This window comes from Mucilaginibacter sp. 3215 (assembly GCF_050433785.1).
In the GTDB taxonomy this organism is placed as follows: Bacteria; Bacteroidota; Bacteroidia; order Sphingobacteriales; family Sphingobacteriaceae; genus Mucilaginibacter.
In genome coordinates this window covers 605,409-631,513 of sequence record NZ_JBNPWO010000001.1, presented here as the reverse complement: position 1 = coordinate 631,513, position 26,105 = coordinate 605,409, and the positions used below count along the sequence as shown (strand labels likewise).

17 protein-coding genes are annotated in these 26,105 nt (G+C 43.6%); all 17 read right to left on the bottom strand.

Going from position 1 to position 26,105, the window contains the following annotated elements:
- Positions 1-69 precede the first annotated feature (69 nt).
- On the bottom strand, positions 70-2,409 hold the full coding sequence (locus ABIC84_RS02775; protein ID WP_429262592.1) for a GH92 family glycosyl hydrolase: 2,340 nt from the start codon (positions 2,407-2,409) through the stop codon (positions 70-72).
- Positions 2,410-2,810: 401 nt separating this feature from the next.
- Positions 2,811-3,869: an alpha/beta hydrolase family protein gene (locus ABIC84_RS02770; RefSeq protein ID WP_429262591.1), complete on the bottom strand. Its 1,059-nt coding sequence runs from the start codon at positions 3,867-3,869 to the stop codon at positions 2,811-2,813.
- Positions 3,870-4,013: 144 nt separating this feature from the next.
- On the bottom strand, positions 4,014-4,427 hold the full coding sequence (locus tag ABIC84_RS02765) for an SRPBCC family protein (protein ID WP_426587055.1): 414 nt from the start codon (positions 4,425-4,427) through the stop codon (positions 4,014-4,016).
- Between the two features lie 3 nt (positions 4,428-4,430).
- The gene (locus ABIC84_RS02760; protein WP_429262590.1) at positions 4,431-4,934 is read right to left on the bottom strand and encodes an SRPBCC family protein; all 504 of its coding nucleotides are present in this window, start codon (positions 4,932-4,934) and stop codon (positions 4,431-4,433) included.
- Positions 4,931-5,251: an ArsR/SmtB family transcription factor gene (locus tag ABIC84_RS02755; RefSeq protein ID WP_090527244.1), complete on the bottom strand. Its 321-nt coding sequence runs from the start codon at positions 5,249-5,251 to the stop codon at positions 4,931-4,933. The genes ABIC84_RS02760 and ABIC84_RS02755 overlap by 4 nt, the downstream gene beginning before the upstream one ends.
- 50 nt (positions 5,252-5,301) lie before the next feature.
- Entirely contained in the window at positions 5,302-5,682 is a 381-nt protein-coding gene (locus tag ABIC84_RS02750) for a MauE/DoxX family redox-associated membrane protein (RefSeq protein WP_429262589.1), read from the bottom strand.
- Positions 5,683-5,847: 165 nt separating this feature from the next.
- Positions 5,848-7,047, bottom strand: coding sequence for a Gfo/Idh/MocA family protein (locus tag ABIC84_RS02745; RefSeq protein ID WP_429262588.1), 1,200 nt, complete (start codon positions 7,045-7,047; stop codon positions 5,848-5,850).
- 10 nt (positions 7,048-7,057) lie between these two features.
- Complete coding sequence (locus ABIC84_RS02740) at positions 7,058-8,065, bottom strand: FAD:protein FMN transferase (protein ID WP_429262587.1); 1,008 nt, start codon at positions 8,063-8,065, stop codon at positions 7,058-7,060.
- Between the two features lie 188 nt (positions 8,066-8,253).
- On the bottom strand, positions 8,254-9,246 hold the full coding sequence (locus ABIC84_RS02735) for a quinone oxidoreductase family protein (RefSeq protein ID WP_426587045.1): 993 nt from the start codon (positions 9,244-9,246) through the stop codon (positions 8,254-8,256).
- A 64-nt stretch (positions 9,247-9,310) separates the two neighbouring features.
- Complete coding sequence (locus tag ABIC84_RS02730; RefSeq protein WP_429262586.1) at positions 9,311-9,898, bottom strand: TetR/AcrR family transcriptional regulator; 588 nt, start codon at positions 9,896-9,898, stop codon at positions 9,311-9,313.
- A gap of 370 nt (positions 9,899-10,268) precedes the next feature.
- The gene (locus tag ABIC84_RS02725; RefSeq protein ID WP_429262585.1) at positions 10,269-12,398 is read right to left on the bottom strand and encodes a family 20 glycosylhydrolase; all 2,130 of its coding nucleotides are present in this window, start codon (positions 12,396-12,398) and stop codon (positions 10,269-10,271) included.
- A 96-nt stretch (positions 12,399-12,494) separates the two neighbouring features.
- Positions 12,495-14,696 carry an alpha-galactosidase gene (locus tag ABIC84_RS02720; RefSeq protein WP_429262584.1) on the bottom strand — a complete coding sequence of 734 codons (2,202 nt, stop codon included), beginning with the start codon at positions 14,694-14,696 and terminating at the stop codon, positions 12,495-12,497.
- Between the two features lie 60 nt (positions 14,697-14,756).
- A complete protein-coding gene (locus ABIC84_RS02715; RefSeq protein WP_426587038.1) occupies positions 14,757-15,683 on the bottom strand; it encodes a metallophosphoesterase family protein in 927 nt (308 codons plus the stop codon).
- Between the two features lie 4 nt (positions 15,684-15,687).
- Positions 15,688-18,027 carry a hypothetical protein gene (locus ABIC84_RS02710; protein ID WP_429262583.1) on the bottom strand — a complete coding sequence of 780 codons (2,340 nt, stop codon included), beginning with the start codon at positions 18,025-18,027 and terminating at the stop codon, positions 15,688-15,690.
- Between the two features lie 9 nt (positions 18,028-18,036).
- Positions 18,037-20,595 carry a hypothetical protein gene (locus tag ABIC84_RS02705; RefSeq protein WP_429262582.1) on the bottom strand — a complete coding sequence of 853 codons (2,559 nt, stop codon included), beginning with the start codon at positions 20,593-20,595 and terminating at the stop codon, positions 18,037-18,039.
- Between the two features lie 174 nt (positions 20,596-20,769).
- Positions 20,770-22,614, bottom strand: a complete 1,845-nt coding sequence (locus ABIC84_RS02700; RefSeq protein WP_429262581.1) for a RagB/SusD family nutrient uptake outer membrane protein — start codon at positions 22,612-22,614, stop codon at positions 20,770-20,772.
- 18 nt (positions 22,615-22,632) lie between these two features.
- A complete protein-coding gene (locus tag ABIC84_RS02695; protein ID WP_429262580.1) occupies positions 22,633-26,058 on the bottom strand; it encodes a SusC/RagA family TonB-linked outer membrane protein in 3,426 nt (1,141 codons plus the stop codon).
- Positions 26,059-26,105 lie beyond the last annotated feature (47 nt).

Genomic DNA, 26,105 nt, shown 5'->3' with positions numbered 1-26,105 from the left:
TTATAAAATCGATTTAGCAATTCTATATAAAAAACCTGCTCATCTTTCCTTCACGCATATCCTAAATTATCAGATCCCCCAGTTTTTATTGGGTGTTGCGCCCATACTTAACTCGAGCGTACCGCCGGCAGCAATATCCTTATAATCTATATAGCATTTATTGTAGGCTTTGCCGTTAAGCTTTGCCGCCTGTATATAAATGTTTTTTTCCGAATTGTTATTGGCGATGATGGTAAAGGTTTTACCCTTTGCGTATTTAGGATCAAGCTTTAACGTTACTTTATTGAATACCGGACTGGTGATCTCCTGCCTGGTATCGCCGGGACAAACGGGATGCAAGCCACTCGCTGCCAATACATACCAGGCCGACATCTGCCCGACATCTTCGTTGCCCACCAAACCTTCTACGGAGTTTTTATAAGCCCGGCGGCAGATCTCACGGGTCCATTTCTGGGTAAGCCATGGAGCGCCCAATCTGTTATATAAAAATGGAACATGGTGTACAGGCTCATTGGAATGATTGTAGTAATCGTTCCACATCATGTTATCGGGCGTTTTTTCAAAAAGATTGTTCAAATCAGCTATCACTCTTTCGCGGCCGCCCATTAGGTTTGCCATACCATTTACATCCTGCGGTACAAACCATCCCTGCTGATAAGGGTTACTCTCAATACAGCCATACCATTGTTTAATGCGTCCCTCTGCAGGCCACGGAAGCCAGTTGCCGGTACTATCCTTAGGCCGGAACCAACCTTTATCCGCGTCAAAGATGTTTTTAAAGGCTTCTCCCCTTTCGTCGTATTTTTTTAGGTCTTGTGTTTTGTTAAGCGCTTTTGCAAGCTGTGCAACGCACCAATCGTTATAGGCGTATTCAAGCGTATAGCTTATGCCGCCACCACCCGGAGTAAAACCCTTATCGCCATTGCCAAATTTTTCAACAGTGCTCACCGCTAATTTATAGGCATCTGGTATATTATAATTACGGATGCCTTTGGCATAAGCATCGGCCATTACAGCTACAGCCGGGTTGCCAAGCATACAACCGCTATAGGCATTCAACAGTTCCCAGCGTTCCAGGTAATCTTTCTTCTTTTCATTGGCAAGGGTAACCAGCGAATTAACCAGGTCATTAACCAGCGACGGATTAATAATAGTTTGTAAAGGCATCTGGCTCCTGAAAACATCCCACCCGCTAAATATGGTGCGTTTTTTAAATGTTGTAGTATGATGCACCTTGCCATCGCCGCCCATATATTGCCCTGTAACATCGCTTACAATGCGGGGATCGATCATGGTATGGTACAATGCTGTATAAAACACCGTTTTTTGCTCTGTGGTGCCACCCTGGATACTTACTTTTGATAAGGCGTTATTCCACAGGTTAACGGTATGCTGATGAACAGCATCGAAATTCCAGTCTTTTATTTCGGCTTGTAAATTGGCTTTGGCACCGGCTATGCTTACAAATGAGATACCTGATTTAAGCAACACCTGTTCACCAGCTTTGGTAGCAAATTCGCTATAAAAACCAAGGTGCTTTCCCTGCTTTTCCTTCAATCCTTTAAGGATCTCAGCATTAGCTACGCGTTCCTGGTATTTATCGCCGGTAACGTCGTCCAGCTTACGGCTCCAATCGCTTGGAATATTGGCACTCCAGATGCCATAGTTTTTAAGCGGCTTGCTGAATTGTACATAAAAATACACTGTATAATCTGCATGTCCATCACCATTGCCCCAGCCGCCACCGTCTGGGCTGCATTTCATAAAGCCCTCAATAGTGTGGTCATCAACTACTTTTACATATTGCAGCGTTGAGGTTCCCCCTACCCTCCGGGCCAGATCAATCTGGATACGCGATTGTTTATTTTGTGAAAAGGTAAAGCGCAACATGCCGCTATGAGGGGCGGCAGTGGCTTCGGCCTTGATATGATTATCAGTTAGCAGAACACTGTAATAGCCCGCTGATGCTTTTTCAGTGCTTTTATCGTAAGCAGAACGATATCCAACCCCTGTAGTGCCTGGTTTACCGGCACTGGTTTTAATTGGCCCCGCTGTAGGCATTACCAAAAAATTCCCCAGATCGCCATACCAGCCAATGCCACTCATTTGAGTAAAGGCAAAGCCTTCAATACTTTTATGTTCATAGCTATAGCCCGAGCCATTGTCGCCTCCGGTTATGGTGTTTGGGCTTAACTGTACAAGCCCGTAAGGTGAGGCAGCGCCCGGAAACGTTTTACCTAAGCCATGGTAAACCCCTGCTCCATCGGCACTGGTGCTGGCCCCTATAAAAGGATTAACATAGGAAGCCGCATTTTGCGCTTTCAGCATTGTTGCCGGAATAAACAACATACCCGCGGCAAATACGGTTATTAAACATTTTTTTAAGGCTGGTAGTGTAGTTATGTTCATAATAGTGGTACCGGATAGAAAGCTTCGTTTACCGTAAGTTTTTTATGACAGATAAACCTTCAGAACTAAAATTGACCGGTATTTATTAATTGGTTATCGCACGACCAAATTATATAATAAAATCGATTTAGCAAATTTTTGTTAATTTTATTTTTAAGACTTAGCTGCGTTTAAATTAGCGACTTATTAATTATTCAATAAAATTCATTGCCGTTGACTTCAGCCAACGGAATAATGCCGTAAATTTAAGGGGCTTTAGCCAAAATACCATCTGAATTTGGCTAAAGCCTCTCCTCATTGGCTATTTTACCGTTGGCTGAAGCCAACGGCAATGAATAAATCACTCTTTAAACAGCTTCTTAGAAATACTTAATGGCTTCCCTTAATATTACAATGCTGTATTACAACCATTTGCTAAACCAATCCAACGTCATTTTAAAATGTTCAGGCGTAGATGTATGGAATAGCTTTGGCGTTACATCGCGCATAATCTTATCGGTTGCCCCTTTCGATCTATATACTTGCATGGCCGAAGCGTAAGCTATGTTTGCTCCGGGAAGCGGGCAATTGGGATCGTTTTCTGTGCCTACAATCAACATCGCACGGGGCGCTATCAATCGCAGCATCGACGGACAGTCGAACTCGCCGGTGATACCGGGTAATAGTTTATCCCATACAGCCTGTACATTACGCCTGTTTAAGACCGAATCGCCAAAGTCTTTAGCTGCCTGCAAATGCGCTTCCCGGATAGTACCTGCACGCCCCTGCCATTTATCATTATCTAACGACCATTTGAAACTTTGCACTGCAATATCCAGCACAATTACTTTTATCCGCTTATCTACTGATGCCGCAAGCCATGTTTCCATCCCTCCCATGGATATGCCGCCCATACCGATGCGGCTAGCATCTACATCAGGCCTGCTTGCCAGGTAATCGGTTACCCGCCAAAGGTCAAAAGCGGTATCAAACAAAAATGGATGGGTTTGATGGGCTTTATCCTTATTTTCCCAGGCAGCGGTAGCAGCAGCAACGTATTCTTTTGAGCCATGTGCGCCTCCGGCAATGCGTTCGCCATGAAAGCGGGCATCAATGGCTACGCCCATGATCCCTCTTTTAACCAATTGGTACAACATCTTTTTGTTGTCCTCCTTTTTACCGCCTGTACCGTGCAAAAAAATTACAGCGGGGTATAATTTCGTGCCGGCAACAGGTTTGTAAATCAGGATAGGTACCCGCTCATTCTTTTCGCTATAGATAAAACCGTGTTCTATAATAACTGAATCTGTACGAGTGATAGTAAAAGATGGACTTAACGGAACACGAGGCCTTTCCAGCAGTTTTTTAAAATCAGCAACAACCTTATCAACAGGAGGATAATTTATTTGCTGCGCAAATGAAAGCAAAGAGCATAACGATAATGTAATGCCGACACAAAGCACTTTGATCTTAAACAACATAACATGATTGATTTACCTGTACAATGTATAAAATATACAGCTTAATGAGTGTAACAATACTAACATGTAATAAAAAGCACAAAAGCTGAATGTTTCCATCCAGCTTTTGTAAAACTATCATTAACGACAACTTTCCTGAGCACGTTAATTTTCTTCGGTATATTTCTTAAAGTTGTTAAGTATGGCCTGCCAGCCGTTTTTTTGCATTTCAAGGGGATTTTGATCTTCAGGATCGAAAGCTACCTCAACTTCAGTTTGATCGCCATTGGCTTTGAAAGCAACAGAGGCCTGCCTGCCGTTTGGCATAGTATAGGTAAACTTTTCGCCATCAACAATTTCGTCATAAGTAGCTTCAAAGTCAAAACCGAAGCTTCCGTCTTTCGCTTCCATTCTTGCCGAGTATTTTCCGCCTACCCGCATATCATTTGATGCAGAAGGACATTGCCATGAAGGATCTGCAAAGTTCCATTTTGTAATGTGTTCGGGATTGGTGTAATAATCCCAAGCTTTTTTAGCATCTGCATTTACCGTAGCGGTAACTGTGATCTTGTTGCTCATTTTTTACTTTTTTAAGGTTAATAATAATTGGTCGAGCTTTTCGAGGGTTGCCATCATTCCCTGTTCCATACCCATCTGGATAACGGTTTCCAAATCTGAAAGCGATTTGTAAGTTACAATGGTTTCTACCAAAGCGTTTTCTCCTTTGTCGGTAAAATTCACAAGCCACTCCGCGCGGGGAAGATCCTTATTTATTTCACCTTCTGCATTACAGAAAGCATCCAATGATGTATAGTAATCAATAGGTTTTATTTTCAGATAGTCTGTCCAGCCCCAGTATTCTGTACCGTTGGGCTCTACCATGGCATAGTGCCAGTGGCCACCTTCGCTAAAATCCATTGACTTGGTTTTGGTGGTTAAGGGTGCCGGCGCAAACCATTGGTCGAGCAATTCCTGCCGGGTGTAACAATCCCAAACCAGTTGCCTGTCGGCTAAAAATTCACGCCTGATGGTCAGCGTATTTTTTTCCTTATCTGCAATAAAATCAAAGTGCAAGTTGTTTTTCATTTTTGTTGTTTTTTTAAGGTAGCTAAAAGGTTATCGAGTTGCAGGAACCGAGTTTCCCAAATCTTACGGAATTGCTCCAGCCATTTGTCTATTTCTTTCATTTTGTCAATTTCCAGTTGATAGTAGATCTCACGCCCCTGGTGTTCCTGTTTCACCAGTTCGCATTCGGTCAAAACCTTCAGGTGTTTTGAAATTGCCTGCCGCGTAGTGTCAAAATGCTCGGCGATGGCATTAGGTGTCATTGCCTGTAAGGCGATTAAGGCGATGATAGCCCGCCGTGTAGGGTCGGCAACAGCCTGAAAAATATCTCTTCTCATTGAAGTACTATTTACGAACCGGTTAATAAGATCGCCGGTTCATTTAAAACTTATTTCCTGATCATGGGCAGGTATTTTTCCCAATTGTCAATAATTACCCAAAGAACAATTGCGATCAATACTAATACGATAGGTAAACCTGATGGGGCCATACTAATATTAGCCAATAAAATACCGGTTAAAAGAGGTACGAGTACTAATGCGCCGAGCGCCCTGGTTCTTGGGATAATCAATAACAAACCGCCAAGGATTTCCATGGCACCCACCAGCGGCATGAGCCAGCCTATTTGCATAAAGGCCTGCCCCGCTTTCACCATTTTTTCGGGCATTTCTTTAGGCATCGGCATGTAATGAAAAAATTTGTCACAACCGGCGTTGATAAACATTAGCCCGGTTAATAGGCATAAAATAAATAGGATTTTAGTTTTCATGGTTTGGTTTATTTAAATAAGAAACTGATTGGTTGCAAATATATGTGCAACTAATTGGTTTCGCAAGTTTATTTTGATTTTTTTAAAAGGCTAAATTTTAAAATTGCTGAATCAAATAGTTATAGAAACACAAAGCCCCGATATTTGCGATATCGGGGCTTCTAATTATCCAATCTTATAACTGTTATCCCAGTTGCAGATCTTTTTGCTGTATAGCGCCTGGTTGCCCAGGTGCACACTGATGGCGGTGCGGGCTCCGGTGAATACATTACTATCCGGTAGCTCATTATGCAGTATTTTCTGATAAAAATCGTTGAATGCATACCAGGTACCATCTTTCGTCGCCTCGGGCAGAATGGGTGTGCCTCCTTCTTTATTCCATACTATACGTGTTGCGCCGGTTACGCCATCTACTGTCCCTTTTTCTTTCAATAGTTTTTTCTCAGGATAAAACATGCCCTGGTCGGTTAGCAGGGATACAGTACCCAGGGTACCTTTAATCTTGAAAAGATATCCGTCATGCGCATTGCCGCACATTGCGCCGAAATTACCGATCAGGCCCAGGTCCGGGTAACGTAACATCAGTTGTATATTATCATAGGTCTCCCTGCCATCTTTAAACACATCTATCCCGCCCGTGGCAAAAAATTCCTGCGGATGGGTATCAAAAACCCAGTTAATAAAATCAATCTGGTGCGAAAGCAGTTCGGCCGCCAGTCCTCCCGAATATTCTTTGTACATGCGCCAGTTGATGGCCCGTTCCAGTGAAGGATCAGGCACCGGGCGTCGCCAATTGCCATTGCGGTCCCAGCGGCAATCCACTTGTGTTACTTTACCCAGGTAGCCTTTATTGATCATCTCCTTAACCCGGTAATATAAAGGCGAATAGCGGTACTGGTGACCAACCTGCAGCACCTGGTTGCTGCGGCCATGCATCAGGCTTACAAGCTCAAGCGCTTGATCAATGGTATAGGTCATCGTTTTTTCCAGGTATAAATGTTTGCCCGAGCGGATAACATCAGCTGCCACAGCATAGTGCAGGTAAAGCGGAACAGCAACGATGATCGCCTCCACTTGCTTGTCATCAATTAATTTACGGTAATCCGTATATATTTTTACCGAACCTGGCTTAACCAGCTTTTGTGCCGCTGTCAGCCTGAAATCGAGCACATCGCACAAGGCAGTAATGCGGAACTGATCGGGCATTCCGTTAAGGATATTCATAATCCCGGTACCACGGTCGCCACAGCCTACCACTGCAATTTTAACGGGATCGGCCCCGGGCTGTATTGCGCTCAGGTTTTGGTTTAGCAATAGTCCGCCTGTTAGCAGGCCTGTATTTTTCAAAAAAGTTCTTCTCTCCATTTATCCAATTTTATTGTTGATATCCTTTAAAGTAAGCAGTAACCGTATCTGCTATACGGCCATCCGGCTTCCGGTATACAATATAAGCACCCAGATCCTTCCGGTTTTTCAGAAAGTTCAATGTGCGTTTTAATCCCATTGTCATAAACCCGTTATCATAGCCATCCGCTGTTATCGCATCTTTTGCATAAACGGTAACGCTGATCATTTCGTTTTGTATTGGGTAACCTGTTAACGGATCCATCAAATGCGAAACCTGTTTGCCGCCTGCTTCATGATGTTTGCGGTAATTGCCGGATGTAGTAATGGCGCCATCCCCCGGTTCGATCACTTTCCGCATCGGGGCCGGGTTCAGGTCATCACCGCTGATGCCTTCAATGCCCACCTTAAACGGTTCGTTTCCGGGTTTATGGCCTTTAATGCGTAATTCGCCACCCAATTCGATGAGATAGTTATGAATGGAATGCTGTTCCAATAAAGACGCCAGCAGATCGACAGAATAGCCCTGCGCGATGCCGTTGAGATCCAGTTGTACTTCCGGCTGGGTTTTGTGTAAAAAAGTACCTTTCAAACTAATTTTATTTGCCCCTACGTTATGAAGGAGCTCTTTCACTTCTTCCCGGTCGGGGTCATGTACCGGTTTAATTACACCAAATCCCCAGGCATCAACCAAAGGTTTCACTGTGGGGTCAACCAGCCCCCCGGTTGCGTGGCTGATCTGCAGCGCACGGGTGATCAGCACACGAAAAATCTCATCTATACGGATACCTTTTGCAGAACGGTTGAACTGGCAGATAAGCGAATTAGGCTGATATAGGGATACCGACTGATCAAAACGCTTTAACAGGCTGTCCGTTTGCGCTGTATTCACCAGGCTGTCGGGCGCATAATACACGATACTATATGTGGTACCTTGTGCATACCCCTTCAGCTCGAAGCGGCGGAGCGGCTCCTGCTGTACGAAAGCACAGCATATCAAAATAAAGACGCAAGGATACGCCAGTAAGGTCGTTTTCATAGTCAGATAGCCAAATGTAAGCATTCAGCCGCTTTTTCATCTCATTGCGTGAAATAAGCTTGATGATCATCTGCGGGCTACCGGAAGATCAATTCCCCGTGCTAAAATTCGTAACCAAAACGATAAATGAACTCCTAAAGGCCGGTAGTTAAAGCGGCTTTAAGTGTTTTAATATGCAATGAGCTGATTTAAAATTTGATTAACACCTTTCCAAAAGGCTTTTCCTCTATTAAATAACGCTGGGCTTCCGGTGCATCGGCGGCATCAAACACTTTTGCTACCGTTGGTTTTACAGAGCCGTTAGCAAGTAATGGTAATAGCTGGTTCCATACATATTGCTGTTGCTCGGCTGTAAACCAGCCCGAAAGGCTTTGCCCCCGCATTTGAAGGCCCTTCCACACAAAATCAGTAATGTTTGCTGTAAACTGTGCCCCTGCAGAATACCCAATGTTTACGATGATGCCATTTCTGGCCAGGGCCTTAATAGCGTTGCCGGTTAAATTACCACCAACACTATCAATAACGATGTCAACCCCTTTTCCACCGGTAATACGCATAACGCCTTCGTTAATACTTTCATTTTCCAAATTAATTACATTTTCAAAACCTGCTAATTCCGCAGCTTTTGCTTTTGAGGCCGATCCTGCTGTTGTTATTACCAATGATGCACCATGTGCCTTAGCCAGCTGCACGCCCGCATTGCCAACTGCGCCACCCACTGCCAGAGAAAGCACAGTTTTGCCCGGTGCAAAATCCGCTTTATTTAAACAGGCCTGAGCAGAAAAAAAACCTACAAAAACTGAAGCAGCCTCCTGGTCTGATAGGTTTGCCGGTGTTTTAATTAACTCTTCAGGATATAAAGCAAGATGACTTTGCCATGCTCCGTCAGATGCGATGCCTCTTATGACACCCGCCGGGGTAAAGGCCGATATAATAACTCGTGTTCCATTGGGGAACTGATTGTTACCTTTTACAACAATCCCTGCGGCCTCGTTGCCTAAAATCATAGGCAGCCTTTGAGCTTGTGGGATAAGCCCGGCCCTGATTGTATTATCTACCGGGTTAATTGCTGCGAAATTAACTTTTACCAATAATTGTCCCTGCAGTAAATCGGGTGCGGGGAGTTCTATAAGCTTTAAATTTTCATAAGCCCCGTGTTGCGTAAATTGAATTGCTTTCATTGTACTAAGTTTTAAAATTAATATCCAAAAAGAGACCAAAAGGTCTCAATAATATCAAAAAAATTTATTCCAAAAAGCTCAGGACTTCGCTCCTGAGCATGTCAATAACCATTTTCATTTGGCCTTTATTAGAAAACACCCGGCTGGTAAGTATCGTGCCTTCCAATAAATTAAACATATATATACCAAATTCATGTGGGTCAATATGCTTTTTAAATTCACCTGTTTGTATACCCTCTGAAATTATTCGGGCAAATCTATCCTGTATTGATTTGATGCCAAGTGCAACGCGATCCCTGATAACGTGATCGGTATCGTCAGTTTCCACGCCAAAATTTAATAATGGGCATCCTCCGTTTTCTGCAAGCGATAAACGGTCATGATAAAGATCAAGCACTGCAAATAATTTGTCCTTTGCACTGGTTTGGCTTTTAATCTTGTCATCGATCGCATTAATCAGTCTTTTCGAAAGGAAATTAAAAGCTTCCATTACAATTGCCTCTTTATTTTCAAATTGCCGGTATATGCCTCCTTTCGCCAGTTTTGTAGCTTCCATAATATCGCTGACAGATGTGCCGGCAATACCTTTTTTGTTAAATATCATTGCGGCTTCCTCAATTATACGTTGCCGGGTGCTTTCTCCTTTTTTCATGACAACACAAATATAGAGACCCTTCGGTCTCAAATAAAGTTTATTAATAAAAAATTTTCGATTATGTTATTTCAATGACTTTTGAATGCCGCTAATTGGTGAACTCTTTTTTTTGCAAGCTGTTTTTAAAATTTCTAAGCCGTTTTCAATTAAACCATCATCGGTGCAACAAAAGGGTAATGGTTGTTTTAATCTTCGCACTGTTTGAATAGCCCGCGTATAAAGAAAGCCAATTTAGCATCAGAGGCGCATTTTTTGTACACCCAGACCAATAGTAAGCCGTATTTCGTTCTATCTCATCATCAAATTAAAACGGCCGGGTATGAACAATCAATACCAGCTATTTGGAATGGTAACCTATTTTCTTTAATTAATCGATTAATAGCTTAGCATTTAAATACAATGCCATTATTTCATCTCTGTTCAATATCCGGCCAAACACTTTTATGTTAGTTAAAAATGATGAAGCTGAAAGATGGCCGCAGCTGCTCCCTATTGTTTTTAGCGGACAAACGAATTGCTTTTCGACTGATTCTGTTTCTTTGCCATCGATATACAAAGTACAGGTGTTATGCCCGCCGGTCAAAGTTATTTGCGTCCATTTATTTACAGGGACAGTGCCATTAAATACCTGCCGGTAAAAATCTTCACCCTCACCTGCGTACTCTTTATAGCCAACAGTCCGGGCAATACCTAAACCGGTCTTGCCCGATTTTTTATCTTTAAGGTTCAGGAAAATTGTTCCGTAAGGCGATTCGAACAGTACCGTCGTTGTATCGCGGGTATCTGTTTTTTTAACCCGGAAGCTCAATGTCCAGGGTTGTTCTAACTCGTCGGCTGGTAAGTTTAGCCGAACAAAATCATGCTGATCAAGCGCTAATACAGATTTTGATTCATAACCGGCCAAAGGTTTTATTAACTGTTTATTTACAGCATCGGGTAAAGTATTTTCTTTGAAATCGACGTCAATGATTGGATCACTGTTTTTGGAAGCGTCCAATAGCCTTGTATCATTTACCTGCGGTACGTTTTTCAAGCCGTCAACTCTCTTTATAAATTCATCAAAAGTAGGTGACATTTTATTGCCCCATAGTTTCTCGGCCATTAAGGGTAAAGCCACCGCAACCTCTTCTGCCGTTTCATGATAGGTAAAACCCATTGGCCCAAGATCATTCCATACATGCAGCTTCGCCCCTAACAAATCAGGTTCGCCCGGGTTTAGCTGCTGGTTTGGCCCGAAATCGTTGGGTGCCCATTTTTCATATAAAAACTTATTATCTACTCCATAGTAATTTGTACCCGGAACAATATACAGCCACCCGTCAGTTGATTGTACTACCTGGTGACCCGCTTTAATCTCCTCCTTCGCATTATTACCCAACCACATATCAATCATTATATTGCTATCAATAGGGGTAAATCCCGGCATTTCGTTGTATCCGGACCATATCATTACTTTTTTTCCCTTAGCACCTATGTATCTGTTGAAATGATTGATATAGTTGCAAAAACCTGCTGCAAAAGCCTTACGGTCTTCTGTCGTAGTAGCCTTTTTAAATCTGTATTCGTCAGTTCCGATATGGAAATACGGTGATGGAAATAAGGGTACAAATTCATCGAAGATCTTTTCCATCATGGCGGTGGTTTTGGGATTTAATACATCCAGTTGCCCATCCTGTAATTTTTCATTTTTTAGCTCGGGGGCAATATCTAAAATACTCATGGCGTGGGCAGGCGCATCAATTTCCGGGATAATATTTATGCCACGATCTGCGGCGTATTGTATCAATTCCCTGATTTCCTGCTGTGTGTAAAACCCATCTGTTGATGTTAGCTGCGGATAGGTTTTGCTTTGGATCCTGAAAGCCGCGTAGTGCTGGCCGTGAAAAGCCTGATCGTTTAAATGCAATTGTAATTGATTCATTTTATACCAGCTCATGCGGCATATGTAATCTTTCAGCTGCGATACCGGGAAAAATTTGCGCCCGACATCCAGCATAAATCCTCTGAAAGGATAAGCAGGTATATCTGAAATAGTATAACAAGGAATACTTTGCTTATCGGCACTCTGTTCAATTAACTGCAACAAAGTCCTGGTAGCATAAAAAACACCCGCCTCGTCCATTGCCTTTATAATAACCTTATCCGGTTTGATTTCCAGGTGATAAGATTCTTTTTGGAGTTGGGTTAAATGACGCTGGGGTTTGATTTCTATGATGATATCATTCTTCCCTCCTTTTGCCTGTAACCCGGCTTGTTGTTCCTTGCCTTGCAATGCAGCCAGGTCTTCAAGGAATATTGCAACGGTTTTTTGTGTTGAAGCAGACGGCTTAAATTTAAATACCGTAGCAGCATTGATAATGAAGCTGCCGCTACCTGCCTGCCACTGATGAACCGCCGGTATAATATTCGGCGCAATGTTATTCACCTGGGCGTGCAGGCCCGATTGTATTAAAACAAAGAACGTGATGTACGTGATTATTTTTTTTGTTGAGATCATTCAAATGAATTTCGATGTGGTTGTAAATAACAATTAAGAAAACTGGAGGGGTAATTTTGTCGCTTCGCCGGTGGTTTTAACCATATCAGTAGCCATTTATTCAATAGTAAACCATGTATAACTCTCGGGCGCAATATTGAAGGTTAGTGTGATCTCATACTTCCTGTCAACAGGATACTTTTTAACTACCCCTCCCTTTTCCCTGAGCAGGGCCGAACTTGTTAAACCTGTGTAGTACAGGGGTACCTTAATGGTTCTTGTGATGCCAACTTTAAGCGGGTTGTAAAGCATGATCATTCCTTTTGTACCCAGTTTGGGGTTCACATGCAGCAAACCATCCCAGTCTCTGCCATCGGCCCGGCGAAGATGGATGATCTCGGAGTTAAGGATACTGCGATATTTTTTATACCAGTCAATTACACTTACCACCATCTTCCGGGTAGCTTCGGTGTCATACAATCTTGGTCCGCGGTAACAGGCCTGGACTCCCGCCCCGTAATATTGCACCATCAATTGTTCATAATCTTTCAAATGATCCGAAAGCGGTTCCAGCACGGCTTCGGGGCCACCGCCCTGATACCGGGTAAGCGGCACAAATCCCCAGCCCATTGCGGGCGTCTTTTCCCAGGTACCATCAAAAATATTCTGACGGTTCAGGATCATTTGCTGATCACGCGGCAAAGAAAAATTAACTTCGCGGTAGCCTAAGGCAATTTTATTGGTGCCATCCAGAAAATACCAGTCGGGGGCGTTTACATAAACACCGTGCTCATTGCACCAATGATATAAACCTTTTTGCAGTTCCATTTGCTGCCATTGGCTATCATCCAGGTTTTTATGGCCGGGGTGTGTAGTTGAAGCACAAACATCACCGGGATAAGGGCCATCATTTTCAAAAATGTCGAACCCGGTTTTACTAATAAAATATTTTAACTTATCCAGATAAGCCAGGCCCCATTTGCTGCCCAAACAAGGGGCATTACCAAAGAAAGCAGCGGCATCCGGCTTTTTTGTTACCGGATCGATCACATCATCTTCATCGCTGATCCGCCTCGAACTAAATAAAGAATAGCCCCCTATCAGGATGTGTTTACTATGCGCGTAATTTGACAGTGTTTTCCAGCGTTGGATGTTGACAGCCGAGCTGTCTTCCATATTGCAATGGCTTCCAAAGCTGAGGATCAGGGCTTCATACCCTGTCGCAGCGCATTGGTCTATAGCCTTTTTTACATCATCATTGTTACGGCTTACGAGGTGCATAAAAATGGGATTTTCGGTTGTCCATGGAGCTATGGTGCTGTACATTTTCCTGATAGCCAATCCCCGCCTTTCGCGGTCATAACTATCCATCAGTAACTCATAAGTGCGAACCGAGTTAAAAACCTGCCCCTTTCCCAACGCTATACCAGTAGCCTTTTCCGGGTATACCTCTAATAAACACGGGGTCTGATAATTATAATTTACCTGTGATGTATAATTACTATCGGCTTTCCAATGGGTAGTTTGGTCGCTGATATCATATCGCATAGAGTTATTGAAGGCATAGTTAGTCTCCAGATAAAGGCCATGCTGTTTTTCCATTTGCGCCGGCGAGCCAACTACGGCACTCTCCTCCTCTACCGTTGCAAGCACCTCATTTATAACCCTGTTTAACGTTATCGCTTTATTTCCTTTATTCTGAACCGAAAGCCATTTTACAATAAGAGGGATGTTATTATACAGTTCATAATGTACAGTAACAAGCAGATCTTTTAAACCGTCAACATTTGATTTATAGGTAAATGACAGCATTTTACCGGAGCCAGGAACAGTATTCAGTGCCCATCGCCGCGGTTTCCAGCGGATGTAGGGAGGAATATCCGTTACCGAAAAGGATTGAAACTGAAAATCATTTTCATTGCCTTTGAATCCGCTAACCCATTCGGGCAGCAGATAGGCATTCTCCTTTTGCCCGTAAAGGCCTCCGATATTATATTCCCTGCCATCAACGGTTAACTTTGCTTCGGGCTTTACAGCCCTCAGCAATTGCTGGCCGTTGCTCATATTGCTGTAATCAATGCAGGCCACATTTTGCTGAATCCGGAAGGTCCTTTTTACCAAACCATTGCTCAAAATAATGTTTTTACCATCAGCATAAACATCGGCTTTTTGCTGAACAGGGCTTACCAGCCAATCCTGAGAAAGGATTGGCCTGTCGTTTTCCTTCCAGGCGGGTAATTTATTATTCGCTTCTTGTGAACTGCCGGTGTTGATGATGCCCCAAAAAGCAATCGTCGAAAAAAACAGCTTTCTTTTCATTTATTTCTTTTCAATTTGTTCAATCTTTTAAAAGTAACACTATACGGATAACCTGTTCAGTCAGAACGAATGCGGATAATAGCGGTTACTTACGCTTCCATCTTCAAATAAATCTAATATAGCATAGCCGGGCGGGGTTTCGCGGTAATAACATTTAGCCGCCGAATCACTATCGCCGTCTTCCCACCAAAATCCACTTAAGGCGCCGTTACAATAGTAGCGAACGCCATCATAACCGGCCTCATCAAGTAAATGGATATGGCCGCTTATACAAGTGATTGTTTTGTCCCGGTGTTTATTAAATAAATTAGTGATATATCTCGCATCTGTATGGTTGCCTCCTTCCATTATGGTGCTTACGCCCAAAATCGGGTAATGGCTCATACACAAAACGGGCGTGCCGCGCCGCAGTGACGCAAGGTCGTTCTCCAGCCATTTTCGCTGTTCGGCATCTAATGAACCTGCATTATCATTATTGCTGTCGAGAATGATAAAATGCCACCCATGCTTTTCAAAACTGTAAAAGCGGCCCGGCATTTCAAGTTGAGCTATTACATGCGGTTTGCCATACATGCTGTCGGATTTGTCAGGGCAAGCCCACCACATATCATGATTGCCCAAACAACTGTATACTTCATATCCCTTAAATCTTTCGCGAGCGTTTTTCCATATCGCCCACTGTTCGTTGACCCGTTCACGGGTAATGTTATTGTAGTCGGCAGCGAATATGGAATCACCTCCGTTTAGAAAAAAATCGATCTTATGTTTCTTTATTTCTTCAATGCAGCGCCCGAAACGTTCCGGGGCATTGTATTCGGGGCGGATATGTACATCTGTAATATGCGCTACCCGTAATACCCGTTTCTTTTCATGCGGCGCGGCCAAAACATTCGGTTCGCGTTTTACCCCCAATGGCAATGATATGGCGAGCAGCCCTATCCCCTTTACCAGGTCCCGCCTTTTTTTTGAGTCGACAGTGTTTGTCATGTTTTTAGTTGAGTGTTTTAATGGCCAAAATTTTGTTGCCGGCTGTGATTTGCAGCTGTACTTTTTGCCCTGATTTTACCATCACTTTAGGCCAATGTAAAAACGCGGTATACGGAAGCGGCTTCTGAGCCTGGGCACTACTTTCTGCAAAAACGGCTACGTTGGCATCATACCCGGTGTTGTTGCTCAGCAACAGTGTGGTCGATTTCTTATCCTTCTTCAAAACAGCAGCTTCCACATGATCAAAAACCAGGAGTTTTCCCTTATCTGTCTGAAGATAAATTCCGGGCAATTCAATCGCCATTAACATACCGTTGGTTTCCGTCCACGAATTCCGGGTGTTTATGAAATTGCCGACACTGCCCCTGCCTTCGGCGTCACTGGGCTGAATTCGTTCCATACTTGATCCGATAAGGTTGTTGGTAGTATAATGACCTGGCATGTTTACCGCTTCGGCGTGCGCATGTTGAATATCCTTTATTAAATCTGCATATAATTTGTTACCCGTTGCACGGTATAATTTGAACAGGTAATCGCCTGAGGCTTCACAAATACCCGGAGCCGAATGTTTATTTTGAATACTGGCCCAAACTGCCCCGGCCATATGGCAATTCAACTTTGCGATCTGGCTGCCGGCTGGAAAAACAGGGTCATAGGACAATATCCAGGTTGAGCAAAGCGCCGCTTCTACCTCAGCCTTCTGCAACCAGCTTTTATCGCCGGTAACGTTGTATAAGGCCATCAATGATTCTAAAAAACCAAATGCCGATTCTGAATTAGCATCCATGCTAATATCCCCGCAATCGCCGCCGGTGAGGCCCTGGTTCACCACATCGCGCTGGTAATAATAATTGGCAGCATCCCTGGCCACTACAAACCACTCCGGATTACTAAAGTAATTTGCCGCAATGGCCAGTCCGCCGGGCGCTATCGCCCCCGCCGTGGAGTTAAATACGGCTATCCGGCCAGTTTCGGGTACGATGTACTGCCCAAACTCGCCGTATCTTTTCCAGGTGTTAGTAAAAGCTTCGGCCAGTTTTTTCGCGGCCGACTCCCATTCGGGCTTAATTATATTTCCAAAACTCTGCGCTTTCAGCAGCAACAGATGTTTCATCAGCCACAGTAAAGCGTCACTGTTTTTGCGTACCATGGCCTGGCCTTCCGCGAAATCGGGGTGCATTTTTTCAAAAAGGAGGCGGCCATTTGCTTCGATTCCGCCGTAAAAAAAGCCGCTTTTCCCCTGAAGTTTATTCACTATGAAATCGATCTCCTCCGCCACACGCTCACGTTCTTTTGGATTATTGAGCGCCAGCATAGGATAGGTATTCATCATGCCGCTCACCCAACCCAACTGAAAATCGTCATTATTTTCGGGCTTGTAATAACTACCGGCAGGAACATGTATAAAATTGCCACTGCATATTGCCGAACCTACTGCAAGTAACTTACTCATAGGTAATATATTGCGGGGGCTATTTGGCCCGGTTATATCCTTACGTACCTGCATAAACTTCGTAAGCAAACCGGGGATGCTGCGGGCATCAAATACATATAACCTCATCGCAATGGTTATATGGTCGCCGGGTTTCCAGTCGTGTGCTTTATCACCACTTTCATGAAAATCCCCAAACCCGGGCGCCAGTCTGCGCACTGCCGGTGCCGAAATGCTAAAGCTGCAACTATCTTGTTTTGCATTTTCTGCAATGGTAAGGCCACTATTGCCCAACTGGGTCTGCTGGGTGGTCAACAGGATAAAGCCTTTCTTTAGCGATGGTGAAAAAAAGCACATTGCCGGCGTTGCTGCGTTGCCGGTTTGTAACTGCACCAGCGATGCTTTATCGGGTTCTGCGGATAACCTGGGGTTATTTGAAATGGTTAGCGGCACTTTGGGGTTATAGTACATATCCCTGGTATAGGGTGGGTTGTACCCGTTGCCAATGGCAGGATACCTGTTCCCGTTATACATACTTGCAGGCACCATAACATAATTCTTCCTGCTCCAGCGGCTGAAGTCAAAAGATACCTCCAGGGCCGTGGCAGCTGCATGGCCTTCTTTTAACTTAATATCGGCGGTGATATCCAATATCCCGGCGCTTGCACCCTGTTTTGCGGTTAAGTTAAGCAACCACTGGGCACTGTCTGTTGTCAGGCTATTGTTCCCGAACTCAAATTTATTTAATGCTTTGGTACCCTCATATTGGATAGCGCTTACACGCATATTTCCATGCACAGCTTTTAAAAAATCCGGAGTTATAAGCTTTTTTGCTCCCTGCGCGTGGGCAATGCTTGTTAAGCATGTATAAATTATGAATGCGGAAAGGCATCTTTTTTTGTTAAAATCCATGTTAAATCATCAAAGTTTTATGCCCGGTCCTACAGATGAAACCAGCAGTTCCATATTTACTTTTTGATTGCTATTATGCAGGGCGCTAACCTGGATTGATGATGCTCCATGCGGAAGTGTCAAATTGCCCTGGGCTGGAATTTCAGCGATCTTCTTTCTGTTCTTATCCGCTACATAGCAAGCATTATCCTTCAGGATAATAAATTCGCCATTGGTAATTTTTTTGTCGATTGAAAGTTCTGTACCGTCCTGAAAAGTGATCCTGATGCCATCAGCATACCCATCTTTTTCGGTTGATGATATCCGTATCGCACAATCCAGCGGCTGCGCATCAAATTCATTATTTAACCGGCAGGTATTTTTTTCGATAGTGTATTGCTGGTCAGGAAAGCGGGTTTCACGTACAGGATATAAAACAAAAGACTTTTCTCCGTTTTGCACCAGGTGAAATTTATAGTTTAAATCTTTTAAACGCTCTTTTAGTGTTTTGGTGAAAATATTCAATGCCCTGGCATTTTCCCAGGCGCGGTATGCCTTGAAAATATTATTCTTTTCCGGGCAATTTTCAACAGCATGCTGGCTCAAACCAAGCATGTAGGTTGCGTTCCATCCAATTGATTTGGCTTCCAGGTTTTCAGCATCGTATAAACTCCACTCACTGTGCAGATCAACTATTCCGAATGTTGCAGGTAAATAACTGCTCTCAAAAACATATCGCATATCTTTTCCCTCTATTCCCCATTGGTTCAATACCGGATTAAACATATTATTGCCGCCGCCAACATTGCAAACGCTCATATAATGCCAGTTGCCTTCATAAACCGCGCTCCCCATTACACGGAGATAATCACCTCCATTTTTTGCGTAGCTATCAAATAATTTTCTGAAAAACTGCTTAAAGGAGTACTGCCCTTGCCCCTGGTACATACAGCTCTCCAGGCCATCAAAATCAATATAATCCATCCCTCCTTCTGTTAGCCACTTGCCATAATAATCCGCATATACTTTTTGCAAATTCATATCCGGAACAAAACCACGATAGCAGTTAGGCTGCAGCTTTACTATTGTGGTACCCTTTTTATAGGCACCTCTTTTTGTTCCGTAAAGCCCCCTTTTGATATGTAAAAAGGTGTAAGGCTTGCTCTCGCTAATGCCATTGTATTCTATCAGTTCCTTCCCTATTTTCAGCACATTGGTATGGTTACCTTCCCATCCGCCGTACTCGTTGAAATAGGCCCTGTCGGCCACCGTTATAACCGTGTCCTGATCAGTAAGATCTTTGGTTACAGAAGTGCGCTGCATAATGGCCAGGCTATCGCTTGGTACCGGGGCTACATCGCTGTTATTATCAGGCTGCAAAAACTCGCACAGGGTATGCAGTCCATACCTGATCCCATTTTTTTTCATCAATGCGCCATAGTCCGGAATGTTCATGGGAGCTGCGTTGTTGAAATTTATTTTTCTGTTGGTCCAGCGATTTTGTGGGTTGGGATAATATTCGCCCCATCCTTCGTCCTGTATTCCTTTGATGGCTAATTGATGAGCATAGGTGATCAGGCTGTCATGAGCGCCATGCCACGCAATGTCAGGGCGGTATGCTTTAGGGTCTTTGATCCATTGACCATCAATTTCGGGATGCGGCAGCCCTTCCTTTAAAACTATTTGTTCGATAGTGCGGAGCCCGACAGAATCGGGGCAGGCCAGCAAAGCAACCGAAGATCCGATAAAATCGGCATTTACCGGCGGCACCAACTGGTACCTGGCCGAATTTACCTTCCCATCCAAATTATCGGGTAACACCGGGAAGCGTATCATTTGTTCCTTTCTGCGGTCTCTTGAGTGCATGCAAACTGTAGAACCAAAAGCGGGTTCAAGTCTTGCTCCGTTTCCGTAATTCATCCGGTAATACTCTTCCGGATGTGAATAAAACGCCACATCATTTATCCCATCTCCGCCGATTGTGAAAGTTTGACCTTCCTTAAGGTTTGGAGGCAAGGGGTATTTCAGCGGATCAGGCGAATGAATAAAATAGTACATGAAAGACATGTCGCCTCCTGTTGGGGGGCCGCTGGTAGTATTGTCATTTAAACCAAGTATGCCAAATGCGAAATCATCATCTCTTACTACGCCCAGGATATCTCCAATTGTTTTAGAGATAGTTAATTTATAAGGGCCCCAAACGATATTATCAACCCCGTTTCGCGGCTTAAGCGATACCAGTTTCAATCGTACATACTCCCCTTTTTCATCAGTTTGTACCGTTGCCACCGAACCATTAGGATAGTGTAGCGTTATGCGCTTATTGAGCGTGTTAAATGCAGCAGATACCGGCAGTATATAGTTTTCGCCTTTGTACAGACTAAGCAATGCAGAAACTTTACCGGCAGGGCAATATTCTTTATGGGATGATTTATCCTTAATACTGGTAATAAACCCACGTTTGTTTATACTAAGCGTAACAAACTTTGTGTTTAAAGTAATGGTTTGTGCGTTTGCCTGCGGATGAATTACCAGCATCATACTGAACGCCAGGAGAACTAAAAAACCTGTGTTCAATTTATTTATCATGTTATAAAAACTCATATATAATCAACTAAAAAGCATTTCCAATTTCTAAGCACCGCATTCTGATCAATGATAAAAGAGGGCGCCCTGTACCACCATACAGGGACGCCTCTTCAACTAAACCTCAGGTAGTCTCATTACCGGAAGTACACTTAAAAAATAAAACACATTCGGCACCTATTGTATTACCGGATTAAATGTTCCGCTATCCCATCCTATATTTTGCTGCAGATTTTTGTTTTGTAAAATATACTGCGGATCAATAGGACCGAAATAATAGGCATCGGGTATATTGATTTGACTGGTGGCACCAGGATCTATCGGCTCATATTTGTAATTGGTAATAGCCTTAAGAAAAGCGTTACGATCAAACGATGCCGGTGAATTAACTATCAGGTTAGAAAGCTGTGCAGCAATCCCGCTATTACTTTGCGTAATATTAATACCATATTGAGCGGATGCAGCTGCGCTGTTAAAGTACGGCCCGTAAGCGTGCAGCGTACCCATGCTATTCAGTACATTAAACATCCGCCTGCGCCTTAAATCCCAAAATCGTTTTCCTTCAAAAGCAAACTCTATAGCCCGTTCGGTCATAACAGCGTTCAACGTGGCCTGATAATCAGAACCAACCGAGGCAGCCAATCCATAATTTCCTGCTCCTGCTGTGATATGGGCCCTTTGGCGGATTTGAATAATATAGGCCCTTGCTTCGGCCGGGTGCTGTACTTCATTAGCAGCCTCGGCAAGGTTAAGTAAAACCTCAGCATACCTGATGATAGGCCAATCAAAAGCCTGGCGGTTCCAAACGCTTGAACCCAATGTGGTATCAATCCCCTTACGGCAATAAAAACCCGTGATATTATAATTGGGTGTAGCTTTGTACGCATCATCACCGGCTATCGTGTTAAAAATCCATTGCACACGTGGTGTTATGTCCGCAAAATCATACCTGGCGCCATTGTATACAATTGTTTGATAGAAGCGCGGATCCCTGTCCTTCCAAAACTCTGCAGGGTCATATCCCGAAGCCGGGTCGGAAATTGGGAGACCATTTTTCATGGGATAAGCCTGCACCATCTCCCAGGTAGGATCACAGGAGCCTGCAGCGCCAGAGGTTTCAGTTAAAGGCCTTTGCCCTTGTTGAAAGCCATTTGTTTTTTCGGGATAATGGTAACGTAAGCTCAAAACCATTTCCTTAGCAGCCCCTGCCTTATCATACCACATGTTTTCATTTGGTTTTGCAGTATTATCGGTATATAAGCCATAACCATCAGCGTCTAACTCAGTTTTAGCAGTCAACAAAGCACTATAAGCGTCGTTCCAATAAGTGGCATTAGGTGTTTTGCAAAACAGAGGGCTTGCTTTTAATAACAGGGCTTCGCCTTTTACTGCCATAGCCGCACCTTTGGTAACCCGGCCAATATCATTTGAGCCCCAGGTAGCCGGCAATAAATTAATTGCGCTATCCAACTGTTTGCCAATAAAATCAAAACACTCAAGTGATGAATTCCTTTTTACCAGTAAAGTATTTATGTCGGCCGTTGGGTCCTGAACCGCTGTAATGATCGGTACCCCTCCTAATACTTTTACCATCCTATAGTATAAATACGCGCGGAAGAAGTATGCCTGGCCTTTCAGGCCTTTATAATCGGCATCGGATAAAGCAGATTTGCTTTTATCAATATTTGCAAAAAAGTTATTGATAGACCTTACCCTTCCCCAGTCCCAAACCCTGTCGGGGTAACCACTTTGACTTGTATAGGTGCCTTTAAGAAAAGAGTTAAGGCCGTTTCCGCCGCTGCCGCCAGAATAAGCCTCGCCGGCCAGTTCTTCGTTCCTGTTCCAGGAAGGCAAAATATTATAGAAGTCGGTTACATATCCTTTTACAAAATCAGGACTGCCCCATTCCTGCTCCGGCGTAATTGGGCCTCCCGGATGATCAACATCAAATACCTTTTTACAGGATATTGTTAAAGCAATCATCCCCAATAAAACGAATAGTATATTGAATTTAAGTTTCATGATCTAATAATTTAATGTTTAAAGTGTTACATTAAGCCCGCAGGTAAACCCTCTTAATACCGGGTACATTCTGAAATCGCCGCCCAGTTCAGGGTCCCAATCGCTTACATGGTTCCATTGATACAGGTTTTCGCCGCTGAAATAAACTTTCACAGCTTTAACTTTTATTTTCGCCAACAAGCTTGCCGGCAAACTGTAGTCAACAATTAAGGACTTTAACCGCAGGAAAGCGCCATTTTTTAACCAGAATGTAGATGACACCTCGCTATTGCTTGTGCCTTGCCAGTCGGTCATGATAGGACTTGGCATCGTGGCGCTAGAGGCTGTTTGCGGAGTCCATGCACTTTTCCAGATGGTTAAATTATCATTGCCAGGCAAAGGCCGTCTGTAGTAAACATCGGTAGGCATAATGTCGTAACGGCCCAAACCGGCAAATACAGCGGTGAGGTTAAGCCCTTTCCAGCCGAATGTAAAGTTGAAGCCATAATTAACACGCGGTATCCCGTTTTTTGAAATGATCTGCTGGTCGTTCCCATCAATTTTCCCATCAGGCGAATCAGTACCCAGCGGCCCCCTGATGTCCTTGTACATCAACATCCCGGGCTGTGGCTTGCTACCAAATATGGTGAAATTAGGACCATTAGCTTTTAAAATATTATCTACGTCCTGCTGGGTTCTGATAATTCCGTCGGATACATAACCCCATATAACCCCGTTGATTGGCTGTCCGATCAAATTCTGGTAACCACGAACTGATGCGGCCTGGTCAACCTTCAGATATTTGTTGGCAGAATATGACCAGTTGCCAGACACACGATAGAAAAAGTCATTGATGTGCCGTTCGTGACTAAGAGATAGCTCAATACCCCGTGCCGATGCTATTCCATAATTAACTGCAGGCAAGCTTGCTCCAACAGTACTTGGGACCGATGCTACACGTGCACCAAGGATATCGGTAGTTTTTTTGTACCATAAATCAACAGTTCCGGTAAGGATTCTTTTTGGCATGCCAAAGTCTAAACCCAGGTTGTAGTTATGATTTTTTTCCCATGTGATGTTGGGGTTGATAGTTGAACCCAACGTTGTTGAAGGCGGAAGCCCGGATCCTATATAAATACCTGAGTTTGCGTTAAAGTTGTAGGTTTGTTGCCACTGCCATGGAGCGGTGTTATCTGTGCCGGTTATACCGTAAGAGAAACGCAGCTTCAAGACATCAAGGACTTTAGTATAATTTGCGAAGAAGTTTTCATTGGCAATATTCCAGCCTGCTGAAACGGCCGGGAAATATCCCCAACGCTTATTTGACGGGAAAATATAAGAGCCATCAGCCCTCATGGTAAAGCCCAGCAAATATTTTGAGGCGTAATTGTAGTCGACCCTGCCAAAATAGGAAGCGAAGCCTGTAGGCTGGTTCTGATCGCCCCTGATGTACCAGTCGGTGCTATTGGTTGATCCGCCGTTAATTTGCTGATAGTTAGGGTTACTATAATTATCGTCCCAGATGTTTGAATAATGGCCCCGGTATGCCGATTGTTCATAGCCGGCAAACGCGCTGATATTATGAAGGCCAAAAGATCGGTCATAATTCAACATCAAATCCAGTTGGTAATTAGATGACTGCGAATATGACTCCTGCAATTCTGTAGGTGCACCAATTCCGGAAATCTGGGCCTGATCTAATATCTGATAGCCTCCTGATCGTGTTAAATCCAACTTATCGGTAACGATGTGGTTATGGTCGCCACCGGTTTGGAAATAATAAATGTAAGGTGCATTACGCCATGCTTTGGTGTAATTATTGGTGGTATTGTAGGCGAAAGTACCTTTTGCTGATAGTCCGGTTATGCCGGGGATATCATATTTCAGTTGAAAAACCGGGGTGATATTATTACCCGACGGCTTGGTGTAACCACCATTTCCCTTTGCCAGGTTGGCGGTATTAGTATTATCAAAGTTGCCAACAGGAAGGCCATTAATAAAAGACGGCCGGCCGGGATTTACCATTAACAACCTGTTGTACATGTTCGACAAATTGAAATCCCCATAATCATAGGCCCAGAACGGACGGCTGCCGTTATTCCATTCGCTTTGGATATTTAAATTATAGCTCCACCGCTCAGAGATTTGTCCATCTATTTTTGCTGTTAAATTATATTTACGGAAGGAATTTGAGGTTGCCCCTTCCTGCTGGAAATAACCTGCCGAGATGTAGTACCTGGCTGCTTGCGAACCACCGCTTACGGCTAAGTTATGTGAAGTATTCCAGGGATTACGCCAAGTATCTTTTAACCAATCGTACGAATGTGTTTTGAAATAATCTAATTCATCAGGCGTATAGTAACTTGGATCGTTTGCCGGCAAACCTTTTTGGGCAAATGCCTCATTGGCAAAAGTATAAGCATCAAAAGCATTCATTCTCCGCGGTGTAATTTCACGGTTATTCATGGTATATGATGCATTGTAGGATATAAAGGTTTTATTGGCTACGCCATGTTTTGTTGTAATCAAAACAACACCGTTACCGCCCCTGATACCATAAATCGCGGTTGATGCGGCATCTTTCAGGATACTGATATTATCGATATCGGCCGGGTTAATGGTAGAAAATGTTGTTGCATCCCTTACAAAACCGTCTATCACGTATAGCGGGTCTGTTCCGCCCTGCCAGGTGGAGGATTCCCTGATTTTAATATTAGCGCTTGCGCCGGGATAACTACCTTGCGTAGTAACGGTAACGCCCGGCGACAGGCCTTGCAACAAATTGGCGGGGGAAGATGTAGGGCGGTTTTCAAGTGCAGATGATTTAATTACACCTATTGCACCTGTCAGGTTTTCTTTTTTCTGTGTACCATAGGCAACCACAACTATTTCGCTGAGCCCGCTTACATCGGCTTCCATCTTTACCAGCATAGGTGTACCGGGAGTAACCTGCAATTCTTTTTTCACATAGCCAACAAATGAAAAAACGAGTGTTGCGTTCCCATCCGGCACCTCTATGTTGAATTTACCACTGGCGTCGGATATAGCGATGGCTTGACTTCCCTTTACTGAAATAGTCACGCCGGCCAGGGGTATGTTTTTGGTATCAAATACTTGCCCGCTTATCTTAACCGGGCTTACATTTAAACTGGTAACCACGTTATCAACAGCCTTTTCAATTTGCTGAAGGACAATATTGTTATTAACCTTTTTATAAGTTAAGGACTGATTTTTAAGGCATTCCTTTAAAGCCTCGTCTATTGAGGCATCTTTCAGATGAATGGTTACACTTTTATTCTGTACATCTTTTGAATCATAAAAAAACACATATCCTGTTTGTTTATTTATCTGGTTAAGTACTTTTTTCAGTGAGGAATTTGTTTCATCCAGGTTAATTTTTTGACTATACACTTTTGCGCTACATTCAAGAAGGGCAACTAACATGATCAAGGTAGTCAATTTCATAACTAATAACATTTTGCGCGGCCACGGACAACGCATGGCCATTAAAA

What these genes read in the sequence shown, in the direction of transcription:
- ABIC84_RS02775 (WP_429262592.1), bottom strand. Translation starts at nt 2,409, where the DNA reads ATGAACATAACTACACTACCAGCCTTAAAAAAATGTTTAATAACCGTA.
- ABIC84_RS02770 (WP_429262591.1), bottom strand. Translation starts at nt 3,869, where the DNA reads ATGTTGTTTAAGATCAAAGTGCTTTGTGTCGGCATTACATTATCGTTA.
- ABIC84_RS02765 (WP_426587055.1), bottom strand. Translation starts at nt 4,427, where the DNA reads ATGAGCAACAAGATCACAGTTACCGCTACGGTAAATGCAGATGCTAAA.
- ABIC84_RS02760 (WP_429262590.1), bottom strand. Translation starts at nt 4,934, where the DNA reads ATGAAAAACAACTTGCACTTTGATTTTATTGCAGATAAGGAAAAAAAT.
- ABIC84_RS02755 (WP_090527244.1), bottom strand. Translation starts at nt 5,251, where the DNA reads ATGAGAAGAGATATTTTTCAGGCTGTTGCCGACCCTACACGGCGGGCT.
- ABIC84_RS02750 (WP_429262589.1), bottom strand. Translation starts at nt 5,682, where the DNA reads ATGAAAACTAAAATCCTATTTATTTTATGCCTATTAACCGGGCTAATG.
- ABIC84_RS02745 (WP_429262588.1), bottom strand. Translation starts at nt 7,047, where the DNA reads ATGGAGAGAAGAACTTTTTTGAAAAATACAGGCCTGCTAACAGGCGGA.
- ABIC84_RS02740 (WP_429262587.1), bottom strand. Translation starts at nt 8,065, where the DNA reads ATGAAAACGACCTTACTGGCGTATCCTTGCGTCTTTATTTTGATATGC.
- ABIC84_RS02735 (WP_426587045.1), bottom strand. Translation starts at nt 9,246, where the DNA reads ATGAAAGCAATTCAATTTACGCAACACGGGGCTTATGAAAATTTAAAG.
- ABIC84_RS02730 (WP_429262586.1), bottom strand. Translation starts at nt 9,898, where the DNA reads ATGAAAAAAGGAGAAAGCACCCGGCAACGTATAATTGAGGAAGCCGCA.
- ABIC84_RS02725 (WP_429262585.1), bottom strand. Translation starts at nt 12,398, where the DNA reads ATGATCTCAACAAAAAAAATAATCACGTACATCACGTTCTTTGTTTTA.
- ABIC84_RS02720 (WP_429262584.1), bottom strand. Translation starts at nt 14,696, where the DNA reads ATGAAAAGAAAGCTGTTTTTTTCGACGATTGCTTTTTGGGGCATCATC.
- ABIC84_RS02715 (WP_426587038.1), bottom strand. Translation starts at nt 15,683, where the DNA reads ATGACAAACACTGTCGACTCAAAAAAAAGGCGGGACCTGGTAAAGGGG.
- ABIC84_RS02710 (WP_429262583.1), bottom strand. Translation starts at nt 18,027, where the DNA reads ATGGATTTTAACAAAAAAAGATGCCTTTCCGCATTCATAATTTATACA.
- ABIC84_RS02705 (WP_429262582.1), bottom strand. Translation starts at nt 20,595, where the DNA reads ATGATAAATAAATTGAACACAGGTTTTTTAGTTCTCCTGGCGTTCAGT.
- ABIC84_RS02700 (WP_429262581.1), bottom strand. Translation starts at nt 22,614, where the DNA reads ATGAAACTTAAATTCAATATACTATTCGTTTTATTGGGGATGATTGCT.
- ABIC84_RS02695 (WP_429262580.1), bottom strand. Translation starts at nt 26,058, where the DNA reads ATGAAATTGACTACCTTGATCATGTTAGTTGCCCTTCTTGAATGTAGC.